Source organism: Amycolatopsis sp. cg9, from assembly GCF_041346945.1.
Lineage (GTDB): Bacteria > Actinomycetota > Actinomycetes > Mycobacteriales > Pseudonocardiaceae > Amycolatopsis.
Window position 1 is genome coordinate 6,433,169 of sequence record NZ_CP166850.1, and the last position, 16,736, is coordinate 6,449,904.

The 16,736-nt window shown below is 71.0% G+C and carries 14 protein-coding genes and 1 pseudogene; 5 read left to right on the plus strand and 10 right to left on the minus strand.

The genetic code is table 11. The annotated features are described in order from the left end of the window. Positions 1-40 precede the first annotated feature (40 nt). Positions 41-843 (plus strand): annotated as a pseudogene (locus AB5J73_RS29935) (IS5 family transposase). Positions 844-846: 3 nt separating this feature from the next. Here the strand turns inward: AB5J73_RS29935 and AB5J73_RS29940 are convergent. After that, positions 847-2,196, minus strand: coding sequence for an NAD(P)/FAD-dependent oxidoreductase (locus tag AB5J73_RS29940; RefSeq protein WP_370962009.1), 1,350 nt, complete (start codon positions 2,194-2,196; stop codon positions 847-849). A gap of 24 nt (positions 2,197-2,220) precedes the next feature. After that, positions 2,221-3,579, minus strand: a complete 1,359-nt coding sequence (locus AB5J73_RS29945; RefSeq protein WP_370962010.1) for a nucleotide disphospho-sugar-binding domain-containing protein — start codon at positions 3,577-3,579, stop codon at positions 2,221-2,223. Positions 3,580-3,790: 211 nt separating this feature from the next. Here AB5J73_RS29945 and AB5J73_RS29950 point away from each other — a divergent pair, with 211 nt between their 5' ends. Both AB5J73_RS29950 and AB5J73_RS29955 read left to right on the plus strand, forming a co-directional pair. Further along, positions 3,791-4,312 (plus strand): pyridoxamine 5'-phosphate oxidase family protein, encoded by a 522-nt coding sequence (locus AB5J73_RS29950; protein ID WP_370962011.1) that lies wholly within the window; start codon positions 3,791-3,793, stop codon positions 4,310-4,312. Then, entirely contained in the window at positions 4,309-5,088 is a 780-nt protein-coding gene (locus AB5J73_RS29955; protein WP_370962012.1) for a trans-aconitate 2-methyltransferase, read from the plus strand. Before AB5J73_RS29950 ends, AB5J73_RS29955 begins: the two co-directional genes overlap by 4 nt. Positions 5,089-5,135: 47 nt before the next feature. Here the strand turns inward: AB5J73_RS29955 and AB5J73_RS29960 are convergent, their stop codons facing one another. Next, positions 5,136-6,299 (minus strand): aminotransferase class I/II-fold pyridoxal phosphate-dependent enzyme, encoded by a 1,164-nt coding sequence (locus tag AB5J73_RS29960; RefSeq protein WP_370962013.1) that lies wholly within the window; start codon positions 6,297-6,299, stop codon positions 5,136-5,138. A 170-nt stretch (positions 6,300-6,469) separates the two neighbouring features. On the opposite strand from AB5J73_RS29960, the gene AB5J73_RS29965 reads away from it, so the two are divergent. After that, a complete protein-coding gene (locus tag AB5J73_RS29965; protein WP_370962014.1) occupies positions 6,470-7,114 on the plus strand; it encodes a dTDP-4-dehydrorhamnose 3,5-epimerase family protein in 645 nt (214 codons plus the stop codon). Positions 7,115-7,242: 128 nt separating this feature from the next. Continuing rightward, the gene (locus AB5J73_RS29970) at positions 7,243-8,835 is read left to right on the plus strand and encodes an MFS transporter (RefSeq protein WP_370962015.1); all 1,593 of its coding nucleotides are present in this window, start codon (positions 7,243-7,245) and stop codon (positions 8,833-8,835) included. A gap of 51 nt (positions 8,836-8,886) precedes the next feature. On the opposite strand, the gene AB5J73_RS29975 is transcribed toward AB5J73_RS29970, so the two are convergent. From AB5J73_RS29975 to AB5J73_RS30005, 7 genes are all read right to left on the minus strand, one after another. Beyond that, positions 8,887-9,243 carry a darcynin family protein gene (locus tag AB5J73_RS29975; RefSeq protein ID WP_370962016.1) on the minus strand — a complete coding sequence of 119 codons (357 nt, stop codon included), beginning with the start codon at positions 9,241-9,243 and terminating at the stop codon, positions 8,887-8,889. 11 nt (positions 9,244-9,254) lie between these two features. Next, on the minus strand, positions 9,255-10,145 hold the full coding sequence (locus tag AB5J73_RS29980) for an SDR family oxidoreductase (protein WP_370962017.1): 891 nt from the start codon (positions 10,143-10,145) through the stop codon (positions 9,255-9,257). Between the two features lie 95 nt (positions 10,146-10,240). Further along, a complete protein-coding gene (locus AB5J73_RS29985) occupies positions 10,241-11,821 on the minus strand; it encodes a cellulose binding domain-containing protein (RefSeq protein ID WP_370962018.1) in 1,581 nt (526 codons plus the stop codon). Between the two features lie 105 nt (positions 11,822-11,926). Next, positions 11,927-13,312: a family 2B encapsulin nanocompartment shell protein gene (locus AB5J73_RS29990; protein ID WP_370962019.1), complete on the minus strand. Its 1,386-nt coding sequence runs from the start codon at positions 13,310-13,312 to the stop codon at positions 11,927-11,929. 2 nt (positions 13,313-13,314) lie between these two features. After that, entirely contained in the window at positions 13,315-14,718 is a 1,404-nt protein-coding gene (locus AB5J73_RS29995; RefSeq protein ID WP_370962020.1) for a family 2B encapsulin nanocompartment shell protein, read from the minus strand. A gap of 30 nt (positions 14,719-14,748) precedes the next feature. Next, positions 14,749-15,855, minus strand: a complete 1,107-nt coding sequence (locus tag AB5J73_RS30000; RefSeq protein ID WP_370962021.1) for a family 2 encapsulin nanocompartment cargo protein terpene cyclase — start codon at positions 15,853-15,855, stop codon at positions 14,749-14,751. Between the two features lie 27 nt (positions 15,856-15,882). Continuing rightward, positions 15,883-16,734 (minus strand): geranyl diphosphate 2-C-methyltransferase, encoded by an 852-nt coding sequence (locus AB5J73_RS30005; RefSeq protein WP_370962022.1) that lies wholly within the window; start codon positions 16,732-16,734, stop codon positions 15,883-15,885. Positions 16,735-16,736 lie beyond the last annotated feature (2 nt).

The following is a 16,736-nucleotide window of genomic DNA, read 5'->3' on the forward strand; positions in this document are numbered from 1 at the left end:
TCATCTTTGCCTGGTCTGCGGGGCTTTCCAGAATGTTGGTATGCGTGAGGAGGTTCTGACCGACCAGCTGTGGGAGCGGCTGGAGCCGCTGCTTCCGGTACATCCACGGCGTTTCCGCTACCCGGGCCGCAAACGTGCCGATGACCGGGCTGCGCTGGAAGGCATCCTGTACGTGATCCGTACCGGTATCGGCTGGAACCGGCTGCCGACAGCGTTGTTCGGCGCCTCCGGGGCGACCTGCTGGCGGCGGCTGACCGAATGGCACGAGGCCGGCGTCTGGCGGCAGCTGCACGAACGCCTGCTCGCCGAGCTGCGTGCCGCCGGGCTGCTGGACCTGTCGGCTGCGTTGGTCGACTCGACCCACCTGCGTGCCCTCAAAGGGGGGACCACACCGGCCCCGGCCCGGTAGACCGGCGCAAGCTTGGCTCGAAGCACCACCTGATCACCGACGCCCACGGCACCCCGCTCGCGGTCACCCTGACCGGCGGGCACCGCAATGACGTCACTCAGCTGATTCCGCTGCTCGATGCCATCCCGCCGATCCGCGGCCTGGTCGGCAAGCCACGGCGCCGCCCTCGCCGGCTTTAGGCCGACCGCGGCTACGACCACGACAAGTACCGCCGCCTGGTCCGCGCCCGCGGCATCACCCCGCTCATCGCCCGCCGCGGCACCGAGCACGGCTCAGGGCTGGGCACCATCCGCTGGCCGGTCGAACGCACCTTCGCCTGGCTGAAGAATTTCCGCCGTCTGCGCATCCGCACCGAACGACGAGCCGACGTGCATCAAGCCATCCTCAGCCTCGCCTGCTCGATCATCTGCCTCCGCAAACTCATTCTGAACTGACCCCTAAGCGGCGAGCCGGCCGTCGTCGCGGCCGGTCCGGCGGGCACCGCGCAGGACGCGCACCGCCAGCCGGGGGCGCAGCAGCGCCTGCGGCGGGTCGATCAGGCCGGCGACGCGCATGAAGGCGTTGGTGACCTCGGCGTCGCGCGTCGCCGCGGACTGGACGCGGGCGACGTAGGCGTTGCCGATGTGCGTCTTCACGCTGCGGCGGCCGGTCACGCCCGGGAACGCGAGGTCGCCGCCCGCGGCGATCTCCCACGGGGCGTCGACCACGCGGGCCGCGTCGGCGAAGAACTCGGCCGGCCGGAGCGCGCGGCCGAGGTGCCGCCGCAGCGTCCGGGCCTGCAACACCGCCGCTGTCATGCCCTGGCCGTACACGGGGTTGAACACGCAGAGCGCGTCGCCGACGACGACGAAGCCGTCCGGGACCCGGGACAGGAGCTCGTAGTGGCGCCGGGTGCTCGCCGGGAAGCGGAAGGACACCGGCTCGGTCAGCGGCTCCGCGTCCGCGACGGCGTCGTGGACGTCCGGCACGGGCAGGGATTTCGCGTACGCCAGGAACGCGTCCGGGTCCGTCGGCGGGTGGTCGCCCAGCAGGCCGGTGAGCGAGAGCAGGCACTCGTCGCCGCCGAGGGTGTGGAAGAACGCGCCGCGCGGGTGGCCGGGGGTGGCGATCACGTTGATCGACTGCTCGTCGGTGAACGGGTTCGCGCGCAGCCGGTAGCGGCGGCTCGTGTACGCGAGGTCGACCTTGACGCGCTCTTCGGGCACCTCCGGGCAGCCCAGTGCGCGCAGCCACCGGGGAGCCCGCGAACCGCGGCCGGTGGCGTCGACGACGAGGCCGGCTTCGAGGCGCCGCGGGGTGCCGCCCCCGGCGCGCTCCTGCAGGTGGACCCCGGTCACCCGGCGCCCGTCGGCCGTCGCGGCCAGGCCGGTGATGTCGTGGCCTTCGAGGAACCGGACGGCGGGCAGCGCGCGGACGCGGGCCCGCACGTGGTGCTCCAGCACCGGCCGCGCGGCGCCGATGACGAGCAGGCCGGTCGGGCCCGGCCGCAGCCGGTCCCCGCCGACGTACCAGCGCATGCGCGCCGAGACGTCGCCGACCGGCACACCGGCCCCGCGCAGCTCGTCGGTGAGCCCGGGGAACAGTTCCTCCACGGCCTGCTGCCCGCGGGCCAGCAGGCCGTGGGCGTGCCGGCCCTGTGGCACGCTCTGGCGCACCCCGGGGCCGGTGAACCGGTCGCGGTCCACCACGAGCACCTCGTCGTAGACCTCGGCCAGGACGCGGGCCGCGAACAGCCCCGCGATGCTTCCGCCGAGGACCACGGCGCGCGCCACGCTCCCGTTGCTCATCCCGGCACCTCCTCGGGTTCGCGCCTAGGCGGCTCGATCGGTGGCCCGGCTCGAGAAGCGCGACGGCTGCGCGAGCTTCTCCAGCTGGGCGACGACGTCGGTGGGGCTGGGGGCGGTCAGCAGATCGCCGTAGAGGCGGTCCGCGCCGTCCCGGAAGGACTCGTCGGTGAGGACCCGCATCACCTGGGCGCGGATCGCCTCGACCGAAGGCCGGCTCAGGTCGATCACGTCGCCGGCACCCGGGCCGGAGACGAACCCGACGGTGGTGGGCGCGACGACGTACCGGGTGGCCGCGATGCCGCCGTCGAGGGCGACCGCGGTGACGTCCTCTTCGAGGAAGTCCACGACGAGCTGCGGCACGCGCGAGTTCGCGGCGGCGATCGTGGTCCCGAAACCGCCGTGGTGGATCAGCGCGGAGCAGGTCGGCACCAGCTGGTCGAGCGGGACGTAGTCGACCACCCGCACGTTGTCCGGGACGCGGGAGACCGCGCTCAGCTGCTTCTGGTTGAGCGTCGCGACGACCTCGATGTCCAGGCCGCCCAGCGCCTCGAGCAGGACCTCGACGTACTCCCAGCCGGTGGTCATGTAGTTGCGCATCGACAGCCCGAGCGACAGCGCGACCCGGGGCCGTTCCGGCAGCGGGTAGAGCCAGTCCGGGATGATCTCGGCGTTGGCGTGCGGGATCCACCGCACCGGGACCATCGTCGTGTCGACCGGCCAGTTGATGGCCGCCGGCATCGGGTTCAGCGTCCACTGCCCGAGCATCGTCTCCCGGTCGACCGGGACGCCGTACTTCTCCGCCATCGGCCGGAGGGTCTCGGCCAGCGGGTTGTCGACGGCCGGCGCGCCCGGCCGCCCGGTGATCTCCTCGAAGGTGTCCAGGCACCAGCCGACGAAGTCCGGCCCGGTGTACCGGGCGTGCCGGGCTCCGACCGCCCGCGCGGCCACGCCGGCGCCGGCGAAGCACGGGTCCCAGATGACCAGGTCGGGCCGCCAGCCCCGGAAGAACTCCACGAGCCCGTCCATGGCGGGCAGGTCCGCCGCGTCGCCCTGGTAGGGGTTGAAGTCCCACATGGCAGGCAGCAGGAACTGGCTGAAGATGTTCCACCGCTCGCGGGCCGCGTCGGGCAGGTCCAGCGCTTCGGTGATCAGCTCGACCTTGGCCCGTTCCTCGGTGTAGGCGTTGCCCGGACCCATCGGCACCGGCATCGCGGCCTCGTCGCACACGGGGACGAACGGCAGGCCGGAGTTGGTGGTCACGGTGGCGAGCGCCGGGTGCGACACCACGTAGACCTCGTGCCCGGCGGCGCGCAGCGCCCAGGCGAGCGGGACCATCGGGTACAGGTGGACCGGGTTCGGCCACAAGGCGAACGCGACGCGCATGACGACTCCTTACATCCTATTTGTTCCCAATGGTCGCTACGTCCCATCCAACGGTCTTCTTCCCGGGTGCGACGCCGCCCGGATCCCGGGCCGGCTGCGGGCACTGAGCACCTTCGGAGAAGAAAACCGCGCGCCGATCGGTCATGATCGCTGGCGAAAGCTGGACAAATGCGACTCTTGCCTCGAACCGGGCTGTGAGGAGGATTGCCGGATGACTGCGGAAGCACCAGAAGGCAAGGTGATCAGCGGGTACGACGCCCCCGCGCCGAGCTGGGAGCTGGTGGAAAAGGGCCTCGTCCACGGGAACTCCACGTACTGGCTCGCGACGGTGCGCCCGGACGGCCGGCCGCACGTCATGCCGCTGTTCGGGGTCTGGGTCGACGGCTCGATGTACTTCACGTCGAACCCCGCCGCGCGCAAGGCGAAGAACCTCGTGGAGAACCCGCACTGCGTCATCACCGCCACCAGCGACGACCTGGACATCGTCGTCGAGGGCACGGCCGCGAAGGTGACCGCCGAGGCCGAGCTCCAGCGGATCGCCGAGGTGTACATCGACAAGTACGGCTGGCCGCTCACCGTCGAGGACGGCGCCTACACCGCGCCCTTCGGCGCGCCGACCGCGGGACCGCCGCCGTACGAGCTCTACGAGGTCACCGTCGAGACCGTGTTCGGCCTGGGCACTTCGGAGCCCTACGGGTCCGCCCGCTGGCGCTTCGGGGAGGGGACGTCATGACCGGCGACGCCGACCGCAGCTGGGCCGAGATCCACGGCGCCTGGGGCGACGACCACGCCGAGCTCTACGACCTGGTCTTCACCAGCCGCGGCAAGAACTACGAGAACGAAGCCGACGACATCACCCGGATCATCCGGTCGCGGCGGCCCGGGGCGGAGAGCCTGCTGGACGTCGCCTGCGGCACCGGGGCCCACCTGGGCCGCTTCGGCAAGGCGTTCGACCACACCGAAGGCGTCGAGCTCGCCGAAGCCATGCGCTCGGTCGCGCGGCGCCGGCTGCCCGACGTCTCCGTGCACCCCGGCGACATGCGCACCTTCGACCTCGGCCGCACCTTCGACGCCGTCGTCTGCCTCGGCAACGCGATCGCGTGCGTCGAGACCCTCGCCGACATGCGGCTCGCCGTCGCGCGGCTGGTCGAGCACCTGGAACCGGGTGGCGTGCTGGTGGTCGAGCCCGGCTGGTTCCCCGACCAGTTCCTCGACGGCTACGTCGGCGGCCACCTGGTGGAGGAGGAACGGCGGATCGTCTCGCGCGTCACGCACTCCACCCGCCAGGGCGGCAGCGCCCGCGTGGAGATCAAGTTCGTCGTCGCCCGGCCGGACGGCATCCGGGAGTGGACGGACATCTTCCTGATGAAGCTGTTCACCCGCGACGAGTACGTGAGCGCGTTCGAAGACGCCGGCTGCGCGGTCGAGTTCGCCGACATCCCGTGGCGGCTCGGCGAGCGCCCGCACAACGCGCCGGGCTTGTTCATCGCCGTGCGCAAGGATTCCTGAGTCCCGCCGGTCGGACGGCCGGACCTCGCCGAGGCCCGGCCGTCCGGTCAGGCCGCGCGGACCTGCCCGCCGGTGCACGCTTCCCGGATGATCCCGCAGATCCCCGCGATCTCGGCGGGTCCGACGGCCGTCCCGGTCGGCAGCGAAAGCACCCGTTCGCACAACGCTTCCGTGCGCGGCAACGGCAGCGGCGTGTGCAGCCGCGGGTTGTCGCGGTAGGGCGGGATCTGGTGGCAGCCGGGGTGGAAGTAGCGCCGGGCCAGCACGTTGTGCCGGGCCAGGGCCCCGAGCACGGTGTCGCGATCGGCGCCGGCGACCGCTCCGTCGACTTCGATGACGACGTACTGGTGGTTCGCGCGTTCGCCGGGTGCCATCTCGTGCAGGCGCACGCCGTCGAGGCCGGCCAGGCCCGACCGGTACAGCCGGTGGTTGCGCCGGTTCGCGGAGATGATCGTGGCCATCGCTTCGAGCGAAGTCAGCCCCATCGCCGCGGACGCCTCGGTCATCCGCCCGTTGATGCCGCACACCACCTGGTCCCGCTCGTCGTTCATCCCCAGGTTGCGCATGGCGCGGGCGCGTTCGGCGAGTTCGTCGTCGTCGGTGACGATGGCCCCGCCTTCGAAGCTGTTCAGGTACTTGGTCGCGTGGAAGCTGAACACCTCGGCGACGCCGAAGCCGCCGATCGGCCTGCCGCGGTAGGTGCACCCGACGGCCTGGGCGGCGTCCAGGATGAGCGGCAGGCCGTGCTGTTCGGCGAGCGCGGTCAGCCGGTCGATCCGGCACGGGCGCCCGAACACGTGCACGCCGACGATCGCCCGCGTCCGCGGCCCGATGAGGCGGGCGACGTGGCCGGGGTCGGCGTTGGCAGTGTCGTCGACGTCGCAGAACACGGGCGTGGCGCCGATCCAGTGCAGTGCGTGGGCGGTCGCGGGCGAGGTGAAGGAGGGCACGACGACCTCGTCGCCCGGTGCGACCCCGGCCGCTTTCGCCGCGATCTGGATGCCCACCGTCGCGTTCCCCACCGGGACGCAGTGCCGGGTCGCGGCCAGTTCGGCGACCCGCGCTTCGAATTCCCGCACCAGCGGGCCGTTGTTGGCCAGCCAGTGCCGGTCCAGCGCGCCGCCGAGCCGGTCGAGGAACCGGCTCCGGTCGCCGATGTTCGGACGGCCGACGTGCAGCGGCGTGCTGAACCGCGGCGGTGACCCTGTCATCTGCACTCCTTCCCCAGCCGGCCGCGTGCGTCCGGCAGGCCCGCCGTGTTTCGCGTAATTGCGCACGTAAGGCCTTCTTGGTCCTGTTGATGGCGATCTGACCGTTTTGTGCGCGATAATCCTGCCTCAGGTCTTCGCGTTCATCGCCGGTCCGGAAGAGGGTGGGCACATTGGGAGAGATCGTCGAGGCCAGGGAGCTGGCGGTACCCGGCGCGTTCGAGTTCGGTCCGCGGGTGTTCCCGGACGAGCGGGGCCTGTTCGTGTGCCCGTTCCAGGAAGCGGGCTTCGTCAAGGCGGTCGGTCACCCGCTGAAGGTGGCGCAGCTGAACCACAGCCGGTCCCGGCGCGGCACGATCCGGGGGCTGCACTACGCCGACGTGCCGCCCGGCCAGGCGAAGTACGTCTACTGCTCGCGAGGGGCGCTGCTGGACGTGGTGGCCGACATCCGCGTCGGCTCCCCGACCTTCGGCGTGGTGGACGCGGTGCGCCTCGACCCGCTCGAATTCCGCGCGGTGTACGTGCCGGAGGGCCTCGGCCACGCGATCATGGCCCTCGAGGACGACACGGTGCTGTCCTACCTGTGCACGACCGAGTACGACGCGGGCCGCGAGCACGGCCTCGACCCGCTCGACCCGGACCTGGGCCTGCCGTGGCCGGCGGACGTCGAACCGCTGCTGTCACCCAAGGACCGCGCGGCACCCCGCCTGGCCGAGGCGGTGGCAGAGGGGCTGCTGCCGCGGTACGCGGAATGCGTAGCGCACTACCGGCGGCTGCCCGAAAATCGGCTGCCCGCCGATTCGACATCGGCGCACTGAATTGCGAACATAGTGTCGAAACCGCCACGGCGCCGCAAAGAAGCCCCAACTTCGCATTTTCAAGGATGCCCGCACCGCCGATCCGGTCGAGGGTTGACGGTATATGCCGGACGCATGAAGGGCTTCTCATGACAACGAACAGCTCGACCCACTCCGGTGAGCGGGCGGGCAGGCGGGAGTGGGTCGGCCTGGCCGTCCTCACCCTCCCGACCCTGCTGCTGGCGCTGGACATGAGCGTGTTGCTCCTGGCGATTCCGCACGTGACCGCGGATTTGCATCCCAGCAGTTCGCAAATGCTGTGGATCATCGACATCTACGGGTTCACCATCGCCGGTCTCCTCGTCACCATGGGGAACCTCGGCGACCGCATCGGGCACCGGAAACTGCTGATGATCGGCGCGACGCTGTTCAGCGCCGCCTCGGCCGTGGCCGCGTTCTCGACCAGCGCGACGATGCTGATCCTCGCGCGGGCGGCGCTGGGGATCGCCGGGTCCACTTTGGTCCCCACCGAAATGGCCCTGATCAGCAACATGTTCCGCGACGCGAAGCAGCGCGGCATGGCGCTCAGCATCTGGACGAGCTGCTTCATGGTCGGGCTGGCGATCGGCCCGCTCGTCGGCGGCGTGATGCTGTCGGCGTTCTGGTGGGGCTCGGTGTTCCTGCTCGGCCTGCCGGTGATGGTGCTGCTGCTGATCGCCGCGCCGATCCTGCTGCCGGAATCCGAACGCGGGCAGGCGGGCGGCCGGCTGGACCTGATCAGCGCCGCGCTGTCGCTGGCCGCGGTCCTGCCGGTCATCTACGGCCTGAAGGAACTGGCCCGCGGCGAGTCGGTGCTCGTGCCGACCGTGGTCCTCGTGGTGGGACTGCTCTTCGGCACGGCGTTCGTCCGCCGCCAGCGCCGGCTCGCCGACCCGCTGCTGGACATCCGGCTGCTCGGCCGCCCCGCCTTCAGCGGCGCGCTCGGCATCCTCCTGCTCGGCGGGTCCACGATCAGCGGCATCCTGCTGCTGTTCAACCAGTACCTGCAGCTGGTGCTCGGCCTGTCGCCGCTGAACTCCGGCCTCTGGCTGATCCCGTACACCGTCGCGATGATGGTCGGGTACATGGTGGCGCCGCCGCTGGCGCAGCGGTTCCGCCCGGCGTTCGTGATCGCCGTCGGGATGGCCGTCTCCGCCGCCGGTTTCCTGCTGCTCACCCAGGTTCCGGTGACGAACGGGCTGCCGGTCACGGTGGTCGGCACGGTCCTCGCGACCGGCGGGCTTTCCCCGATGGTGGTGCTCGGCATCAACCTGGTGATCGGCTCCGCGCCGCCGGAGAAGGCGGGCGCGGCGGGCGCGATCTCGCAGACCAGCAACGAGCTCGGCATCGCGCTCGGGATCGCGCTGTTCGGCAGCATCGCGACGGCCGCCTACCGCGGGCAGATCGAGGTCCCGGCCGGGGTGCCCGCGGACGTCGCGACCGCCGCCCACGGCGGCATCGCCGAGGGCACGGCCGCCGCCCAGGGGCTGTCCGGGCAGGTCGGCAGCACCCTGCTCGCGTCCGTCCGCGAGGCGTTCACGAGCGGGTTCGCCGTCGCGGCGCTGGTCTGCGCGATCCTCATCGCGCTGCTCGCGACGCTCGCGCTGGTCCTGTTCCGCGACGTCCGCCTGGGCGGCGAGGAAGCCGCACCGGCCGACGCCGACATCACGCCGGATCAGGTGGCGGCCGACGAGGCCGCTTGACCGAGGTGCGAAAGCGCCGAGGGCACACCGCCCTCGGCGCTTTCGGCTTTCCTAGAGGTCGACGGTGGCGGAGGTGCTCACGCCGTAGTTCTTCGCGTACCCGTTCTCCACCCCGACCAGGATCTCGGTGATCTCGAAGTACCGGTCCCAGAACGGGGTTTCGCGCAGGGCCTCGATCACCAGCTGGTAGGCCTGGTGGTCGGCGGCCTCCCAGACCCAGACGTCGGTGACGCGCGCGGAGTAGAACTCGGTGTCGAAGAACCGCGACCGCACCCCCTGCGCCTTTTCCTTGACGACCGGGAGGATCTCGGTCTCGAACGCGTGCACCCGCTGCGCCACCGAGAGACCCAGCCACTCGGGCGTCGTCTTCACGAGCATGAACGCGGTGACTTCGGCTTCGAAGGACATGACTTCCCCTTTCAGGCGTACGCGCCGGCTTCGATGTCCTCGACCAGGCCCGGTCCGGACGGCGCCCAGCCGAGCAGCTCGCGCGTGCGGGCGCTCGACGCCGTCATGTCCAGCGCGAAGAACCGGCCGACGAACCCGAAGTGCCCGGCGACGTCCTCGGGCGCCAGCGAGACCGCCGGGACGTCGAGCGTGCGCCCGACCGCTTCCGCGATTTCCCGCGCGGTCACGGCTTCTTCCGCGACCGCGTGGAGCTTGGTCCCGGCCGGGGCGCCTTCGAGGCCGAGGCGGACGAGCCGGGCCGCGTCCGGGCGGGCGACCGCGGACCACGCCGTGCTGCCGTCGCCGGGGTAGGCCGACACGCCGTGCTCGCGCGCCGCCGCCGTGATGGCGGCCAGGAACCCGTGGTCGCCGGGGCCGTGCACCGACGGCGCGAAGCGGACGCTCAGCACCCGGACGCCCTTCTCCGCGTACTCGAGGGCGAGGTTCTCGGCCCCGCCGCGGTGCGAATCCGGGCCGACCTCGGGGGAGACGTCGGCCTCCGTCGCGGGACGGCCTTTCACCAGGCCGGAGAGCCCGGCCGCGAGGGCGAACGGCCGGTCGGTGCCCACGAGCGCTTCGGCGAGCGTCTCGACCGCGGCCCGCTCGGCCCGGTTGCTCTCCGCCGGGTTGCCCCAGTCGTGCTTGTTGGCGAGGTGGACGACGGCCTGGGCGTCGAGGGCGCCGTCGCGGAGCCCGGCCAGGTCGTCGAGGTCGCCGCGGCGGACCCGCGCGCCCGACTTGGCGAGGGCGAGCGCGGCGGCGTCCGAGCGGGCGAGGCCGGTGACCTCGTGCCCGGCGCCGAGCAGCTCGTCGACGACGGCCGAACCGATCCAGCCGGTCGCGCCGGTGACGAACACGTGCATTCTGGTGCTCCTTCTTCGGAATCTCTGTGGTCGAGATCGAAGTTAGGAGCCGTGGGGGCGCTCGTGCCACGCAACTTCGGCAAGCAGTGTTTGCGTCAGGCGCAACTCGCCGTGGTGCCGGTGCCGGTCCCGGTGCCCTGGTAGCCGAACTCCGTCGACTGGCCCGGCGCGAGCGCGCCGTTGAACGTGACGTTCGTGAACCGGACCGCGCCGGTGTCCCCGCTGCGCCCGGCGTTCCACGCGGAGGTGATCGCGGCGCCGGCGGGCAGGTTCGCGGTGACCGTCCAGCCGGTGATCGGGGTGGCGCCCGCCGTGACGCGGACCGTCGTGACGAACCCGCCCGTCCACTGGTTCACCGACACCGCGGCGGTGCAGGCACCACCCACCGGTGTCGTCGGGGTGGTCGGTGTCGTGGGGGTCGTGGGCGTGGTCGGGGTGGTGGTGCCCGGGCCGTCGGTGAGCGACGGCGTCGTCCAGTCGCGCCAGTCGGCGAGGTTCCCGGACTTCTGGGCCGAGACCCGGAACGTCCCGGCGGCGCTGCCGGTCTTGAGCAGGAACTTCTGGATGTTCTCCTGCAGCGGGGTGCGCCACTCGGGCCGGGACGCGCAGTGCGTGCCGTCCTGGACGTCGGACCAGTAGCTGATGTTGCCGCCCGCGCCGAGTGCTTTGTAGACCTCCGCGCCGGCCAGCGCCGCGACGCTGCCGGACCGCGCGCCCAGCCAGTCGATGTGCGGGTTCTCCATGATGAACAGCCCGCGCGGCGCGACCATGGCGACCAGTTCGTGCGTGTCGACCGGCAGCGCGGCCGGATTGCCGGTGTACGCGCTGAAGGCGTCCCCGAACCACGGCTGTTCCCCGTAGGCGTTGCCCAGCGGCTGCGACCCGCTCTCGCCGGGGATCCCGCGCAGGATCGGGACACCGGCGGTCCCCGACTCGATCGGCATGGTCAGCGCGACGCGCTGGTCGAGCACGCCGACCGCGAAAGCGCCCTTCCCGTACCGCGAGCACCCGGTGACGCCCAGCGCGTCCGGTTTGAGGATCCCGCCGCCGGATTGTTCGACGACGTCGATGATCCGGCTCACGCCCCACGCCCAGGCGGCCAGCAGCCCGGTGCTGCTCGACGAGCCGTAAACGCTGTAGAACGCGCCCTGTTTGTTGTTCCGCGGGGTGCCTTCCTTGCCGACCGCGAGGGGGTCGTAGGTGATGACCGCGGCCCCGGCGGCTTTGATGGTGGCGGTGTCCGCGCCGAATCCGCCGACCACGACGACGGCGGGGAACGGTCCCGTGCCGCCGGGCAGTTCGACCCCGGCGGAAAAAGCGGCGCTGCGCCCGTTTTCGCTGACGTTCACGGTGATGCTCGTGGCGGAAACGGTGCCGGTGACGCTCGCCGGCTTCGCGGGTTTCTCGCCGTAGATCGACCGTTCCGCCAGCTTCTTGATTTCCGCGCGCCGGCAGCGCCAGTCCGACTTCGCGGTGATGCGCGTGCCGTCGATCCTCTTGAAGGGATCGGGGAGTTTCGCCGACGACGGGAACGAGCCCGGCAGCGAGACCGGGCAGCCGGCACCTTCGTCTTCGACCGCCGCGGCGGTCCCGGAGGCGAACGTGACCATCCCGCCGACGGCGAGCGCCGTCGCCGCCAGCAGGACGAGGGCAGGACGGATCCGCGCACCGCGCACCGGGGTTCTCCCTTCCGGGGAAACGAATGGGGAAAACGGTAGAACCCATTCGTTTCCGTCGTCAAGGATTTCGAAACTTTCGGAATGGTGCGGATTTCGAAAGTTTCAGCGCGCGACCTCGACGTCGTCGAGAATGCCCAGCGCGTCCGGGACCAGCACGGCCGCGGAGTGGTAGGCGCTGACGAGGTAGGAGGTGACCGCGCGGTCCCCGGTCCCCATCAGCCGCACGTTGATGCCCGGCTCGTACTCGTCCGGGAGTTGTTTGGGACGCAAGCCGATCACCCCCGCGTCGTCCTCCCCGGTGCGCATCGCCAGGATCGACGTCGTCCCGGTGTCGGTCACCGGAATCTTGTCGCACGGCAGGATCGGCACGCCGCGCCAGGTCTGAACCCGTTTCCCCTCCAGGACAACGGTATCCGGGTAGACCCGGTGGGCGGTGCAGGCCCGCCCGAACGCGGCGATCGCGCGGGGGTGGGCGAGGAAGAACTTCGTCTTCCGGCGCCGGCACAGCAGGTCGTCCATGTCCAGCGGTGTGGGTGGCCCGCTGCGGGTGGTGATCCGGTGCTTGAGCCCGGCGTTGTGCAGCAGCCCGAAGTCGGTGTTGGTGATCAGGTCGTGTTCCTGCCGTTCCCGCAACGCTTCCACGGTCAGCCGCAGCTGCTGTTCGAGCTGGTTGTGGGGCTGGTTGTAGAGGTCGGTGACGCGGGTGTGGACGTGCAGCACGGTTTGGGCGACGGCGAGTTCGTATTCGCGGGGTGCGGGGTCGTAGTCGACGTAGGTGCCGGCCAGGCGGGGTTCCCCGTCGTGCCCGGCGGACAGGTCGATGCTGGCTTCGCCCTTGGTGTTCTGCGGTTTCCGGGGCCGTGAAGCCGCTTCGGCCACGTGGGTGCGCAGCGATTGCAGGCGGCCGTTGAGGCGGGCGTAGGTCGCGGCGGGCAGGACGAGGGCGGTGACGCGGGTGGCGGCGCGGGCGGTGAAGCCCCAGGTGGCGTCGTCGCGGGTGAGCAGGTCGGCGCCGAGGTGGTCGCCGTCGGTGGCGGTGGTGAGGGCGGTGTCGTCGCCGTAGGGGCCGGTGCGGTGGCGGGTGACTTTCCCGTGCGCGATGAGGATGAGGGTGTCGAGCGGGGTGCCTTCGGTGAGCAGGGTCGCGCCGGGTTCGTATTCGCGGTGCTCGAACGCCTCCGCCAGTGCCCCGAGTGCGGTGTCGTCGCCGAAGCCGCGCAGGAGGGCGAGTTCGGTGAGTTCGGCGGGGACGACGTGGACGCGGGTGCCGGTGGTGTAGAAGGAGAGTTTGCCGTCGCCGAGGGTGTAGGTGAGGCGGCGGTTGACGCGGTAGCTGCCGGCGGGAACGTCGACCCACGGCAGCTGCGAGAGCAGCCAGCGCGGGGTGATGCCCCGCATCTGCGGGCGGGTTTTGGTGGTGGTGGCCAGGGTCCGGGCCGCGGGCACACCGAGGGACAACTGCACCGAGGGTTCGTCGGTGACCGTCACGGTCAGTGTTCCCGGCCGAGTTCGACGCTTTCCAGCACGGCCAGGGCGTCGGGGACGAGGACGGCGGCGGAGTAGTAGGCGGAGACGAGGTAGGAGATGATGGCCTGGTCGTTGATGCCCATGAACCGGACGTTGAGGCCGGGCTGGTATTCGTCGGGCAGGCCGGTCTGGTGCAGGCCGATGACGCCTTGGGCTTGTTCGCCGGTGCGCATCAGCAGGATGGAGCTGGTGCGGGTGTCGGTGACGGGGATTTTGTTGCAGGGCAGGATCGGGACGCCGCGCCAGGCGGGGACCTGGTGCCCGGCGAGGTCGACGGAGCCGGGGTAGATGCCGGCTTTGGTGCATTCGCGGCCGAACGCGGCGATGGTGGTGGGGTGGGCGAGGAAGAAGCCGGGGTCTTTCCAGACGAGGGTGAGCAGTTCGTCGAGGTCATCAGGGGTGGGTGGGCCGGTGCGGGTGGGGATGCGCTGGGCGAAGTCGGCGTTGTGCAGGAGCCCGAAGTCGGTGTTGTTGACCAGTTCGTGTTCCTGGCGTTCGCGCAGGGCTTCGACGGTGAGGCGGAGTTGTTGTTCGATCTGGTTGTGGGGCTGGTTGTAGAGGTCGGCGACGCGGGAGTGCACGCGCAGGACGGTCTGGGCGACGGAGAGTTCGTATTCCCGCGGTTGGGTGTCGTAGTCGACGAAGGTGCCGGGGAGCTGGGGTTCGCCGTCGTGGCCGGAGGCGAGGGAGATTTCGGCTTCGCCGTGGTCGTTGCTGGCTGCGGAGCCGCGGGCCTGGTAGGCGTTGAGGTGGGTTTGGAGGGTGTCGGCGCGGGCGAGGACGTCGTCGAAGGCTGAGCGGGGGAGGGTGAGGACGGTGCAGGCGGTGACGGCTTTGGCGGTGAATTCCCAGATGCCGTCGGTGCGGGTGAGGGTGGTTTCGCCGAAGTGGTCGCCGTCGGCGAGGGTGGCGAGGGTGGTGTGGTCGCCGTAGGCGCCGGTGCCGATTTTGGTGATTTTGCCGTGGGCGATGAGGAAGACCTGGTCGGCGGGGGAGCCGAATTCGACGAGGGCGTCGCCGGGTTCGTAGTGGTGCTGGGTGAAGCGGGCGGCGAGTTCGGTGAGGACGTCTTCGTCGTCGTAGCCGCGCAGGGGGGCGAGTTCGCCGAGTTCGGGGGGGATGACGCGGACGGTGGCGCCGGTGGTGGTGAAGGTGACGCGGCCGTCGCCGACGGAGTAGGAGAGGCGGCGGTTGACGCGGTAGGAGCCGGCGGCGACGTCGGTCCAGGGGAGGGCTTTGAGGAGCCAGCGGGTGGAGATGCCTTGCATCTGGGGGACGGATTTGGTTGTGGTGGCCAGTGTGCGGGCGGCGGCCCGGCCGAGGCTCAGTGGTGCCTGTTCGGATTCCACCGGGTCGGTGACAGTCACAGCGAAAACCACCCAATCATTCGAGGATTGTCAAGACTGGTAACGGGGATTCGTGGCGTGCCAGGTGAAGCCGCCACCCATCCAGGAACGGACCCCCACGAGGAAGCGCTGCAGCTCCGGGGACGGCACGGCCATCAGCTCGCGGTGGCCGTCCTCGAACTCGTGGACGATCTGGTTGTGCAGGGCGACGGTGGCTTCGACCGCCTCCTCGACCGGGCAGCCCCGGTCCGCGGCGATCTGCAGGACCATGTTGCAGACCGGTTTTTCGTCGGCCGCGTCCTTGGCCACCGAATGGAGATCGTTGACCAGCACCGATGCCGTCCCGGCGCGCATCATCGCCTCGCGCACGCGCGGGTCGTAGTAGAACGGCGCGGCCAGCTCGTAGCCGCCGACGGCGTCGACGAGGGTCATCGAGGTGTAGAAGCTGTCGTGCTGGCGCGCCGCGAGGTACTCCCACGCCGGTGGGTAGCGTCCGGTGTGGCGCCACGCCGCGTAGGCGTCCCAGCTGACGAACATCGCGAACGTCGAGTAGCAGACCCGCTGCACGAGCACCGGCGAACCGTGCCGGCCCAGGTGCTCGGTCGCCGAGTGCAGCCCGACCAGGATCGGGTCCGCCCGCAGCGCTTCTTCCAGCGGTGGCGTGAACTCCCCGGCCGGCGCGACCGGGTCCATCGCCGCCATCACGAGCGCCAGGCGCGGCGGGAGCTCGGTGGGCGCCGCACCGAGCTCGCTGTCGTCGGCGTAGTAGTCGTCCGCCGCCCACCAGACCGCGTTCAGCTGCGCCGCGACGAGCAACCGGTCCGGGTCGTCGCAGTCGCTGTGGGCGAGCATCACCAGCCTGCCGAACCCCGCGCCGGCGATCTGCGCCAGGCCTTCACCGGTGAACCCGCAGTCCTCCGCCCACGCGACCAGCCGCCGGTCGACCTCCGCCGCGAGGGCGTCGTCGACGCGGCCCACCACCGGGCAGTACAGCGGCGACGCGCTGCCGTCACCCCACGGCAGGTACGCGTACGCCGGATCCTGCCCGGGCGCCGGCGCGAACTGCGTCGCGATCCGCGCCGCCGACGTCCCGAGGCCGAACGGTCCGGTCAGCAGCCCGCCCGCGTCCCCGGTTGTCCATTGTGGACACACGGTCATGGTGGTCTCCCTGGGCACCGGCCCGGCTCAGACGCGGTCGGCGGCGATGAGCAGGTAGTGGAAGCTGCCCTCGCGGTAGGCCGTCAGGAACGGGTCCTCGATCCCGGTCGCGACCGACGACTGCGCCCGCAGCTCCCAGTAGGGGATCGTCGCGGCGGTCAGGTCGACGACGTTGATCGGCACGAACCCGTTGGCGGACAACGCCTTGAAGTAGTCGCCGCGGGCGTGGATGTTGCAGATGTAGTGCTGGTCGATCTGGCTCACCGCCCGCGACCGGCCGCCCGTCACGTCGTTGTAGCACCCGGTGATGGTCACGTACCGCCCGCCGGGCTTGAGCTGCCGCGCGTGTTCGGCGAAGAGGTCGTGCAGGTCCACGTACATCGTGCTCTCGTTGTTCCAGATGCCCTGGAACGCCCCGGTTTCGAAGCCGGTGTCGAGCATGTTCCGCAGGTGGTAGCGCACCGAGCCGTCGATCCCGCGCCGGCGCACGTGCTCGTTGGCGAACCCGACCTGCTGCTCGGAGATGGAGATCCCGTCGACCTGGCAGCCGAAGCGCAGGTGGGCCATGACGCTCGTGCCGCCGCGCCCGCAGCCGGCGTCGAGCAGCCGGTCCGACGGCGCGATCGGGCCGAGGTGGTCGAGCAGGACTTCGGCCTGCGCGGTCTCGAGCCGGTGCATCTCCGCGATGATCGCCTCGTCGCGCGTCGCCTCGGGGGTTTCGAGGACGGCCGGGTCGTAGTCGCCGAGCCCGTAGTGGTGGTGGTACAGACCGTCGACGTCGCCCAGCCGGAGGTTCACCGGATCCTTTTCCGCGTTCCAGTAGTCGGCGACCGACTGCTGGTAAGCGGTGCGGGCCACGGGCTGGTCGAGAGCGGTCATCG

Coding starts and splice junctions, on each gene's coding strand:
- AB5J73_RS29950 (WP_370962011.1), top strand. CDS start 3,791: ATGACTGCGGAAGCACCAGAAGGCAAGGTGATCAGCGGGTACGACGCC.
- AB5J73_RS30005 (WP_370962022.1), bottom strand. CDS start 16,734: ATGACCGCTCTCGACCAGCCCGTGGCCCGCACCGCTTACCAGCAGTCG.
- AB5J73_RS30000 (WP_370962021.1), bottom strand. CDS start 15,855: ATGACCGTGTGTCCACAATGGACAACCGGGGACGCGGGCGGGCTGCTG.
- AB5J73_RS29955 (WP_370962012.1), top strand. CDS start 4,309: ATGACCGGCGACGCCGACCGCAGCTGGGCCGAGATCCACGGCGCCTGG.
- AB5J73_RS29975 (WP_370962016.1), bottom strand. CDS start 9,243: ATGTCCTTCGAAGCCGAAGTCACCGCGTTCATGCTCGTGAAGACGACG.
- AB5J73_RS29970 (WP_370962015.1), top strand. CDS start 7,243: ATGACAACGAACAGCTCGACCCACTCCGGTGAGCGGGCGGGCAGGCGG.
- AB5J73_RS29940 (WP_370962009.1), bottom strand. CDS start 2,196: ATGAGCAACGGGAGCGTGGCGCGCGCCGTGGTCCTCGGCGGAAGCATC.
- AB5J73_RS29960 (WP_370962013.1), bottom strand. CDS start 6,299: ATGACAGGGTCACCGCCGCGGTTCAGCACGCCGCTGCACGTCGGCCGT.
- AB5J73_RS29945 (WP_370962010.1), bottom strand. CDS start 3,579: ATGCGCGTCGCGTTCGCCTTGTGGCCGAACCCGGTCCACCTGTACCCG.
- AB5J73_RS29980 (WP_370962017.1), bottom strand. CDS start 10,145: ATGCACGTGTTCGTCACCGGCGCGACCGGCTGGATCGGTTCGGCCGTC.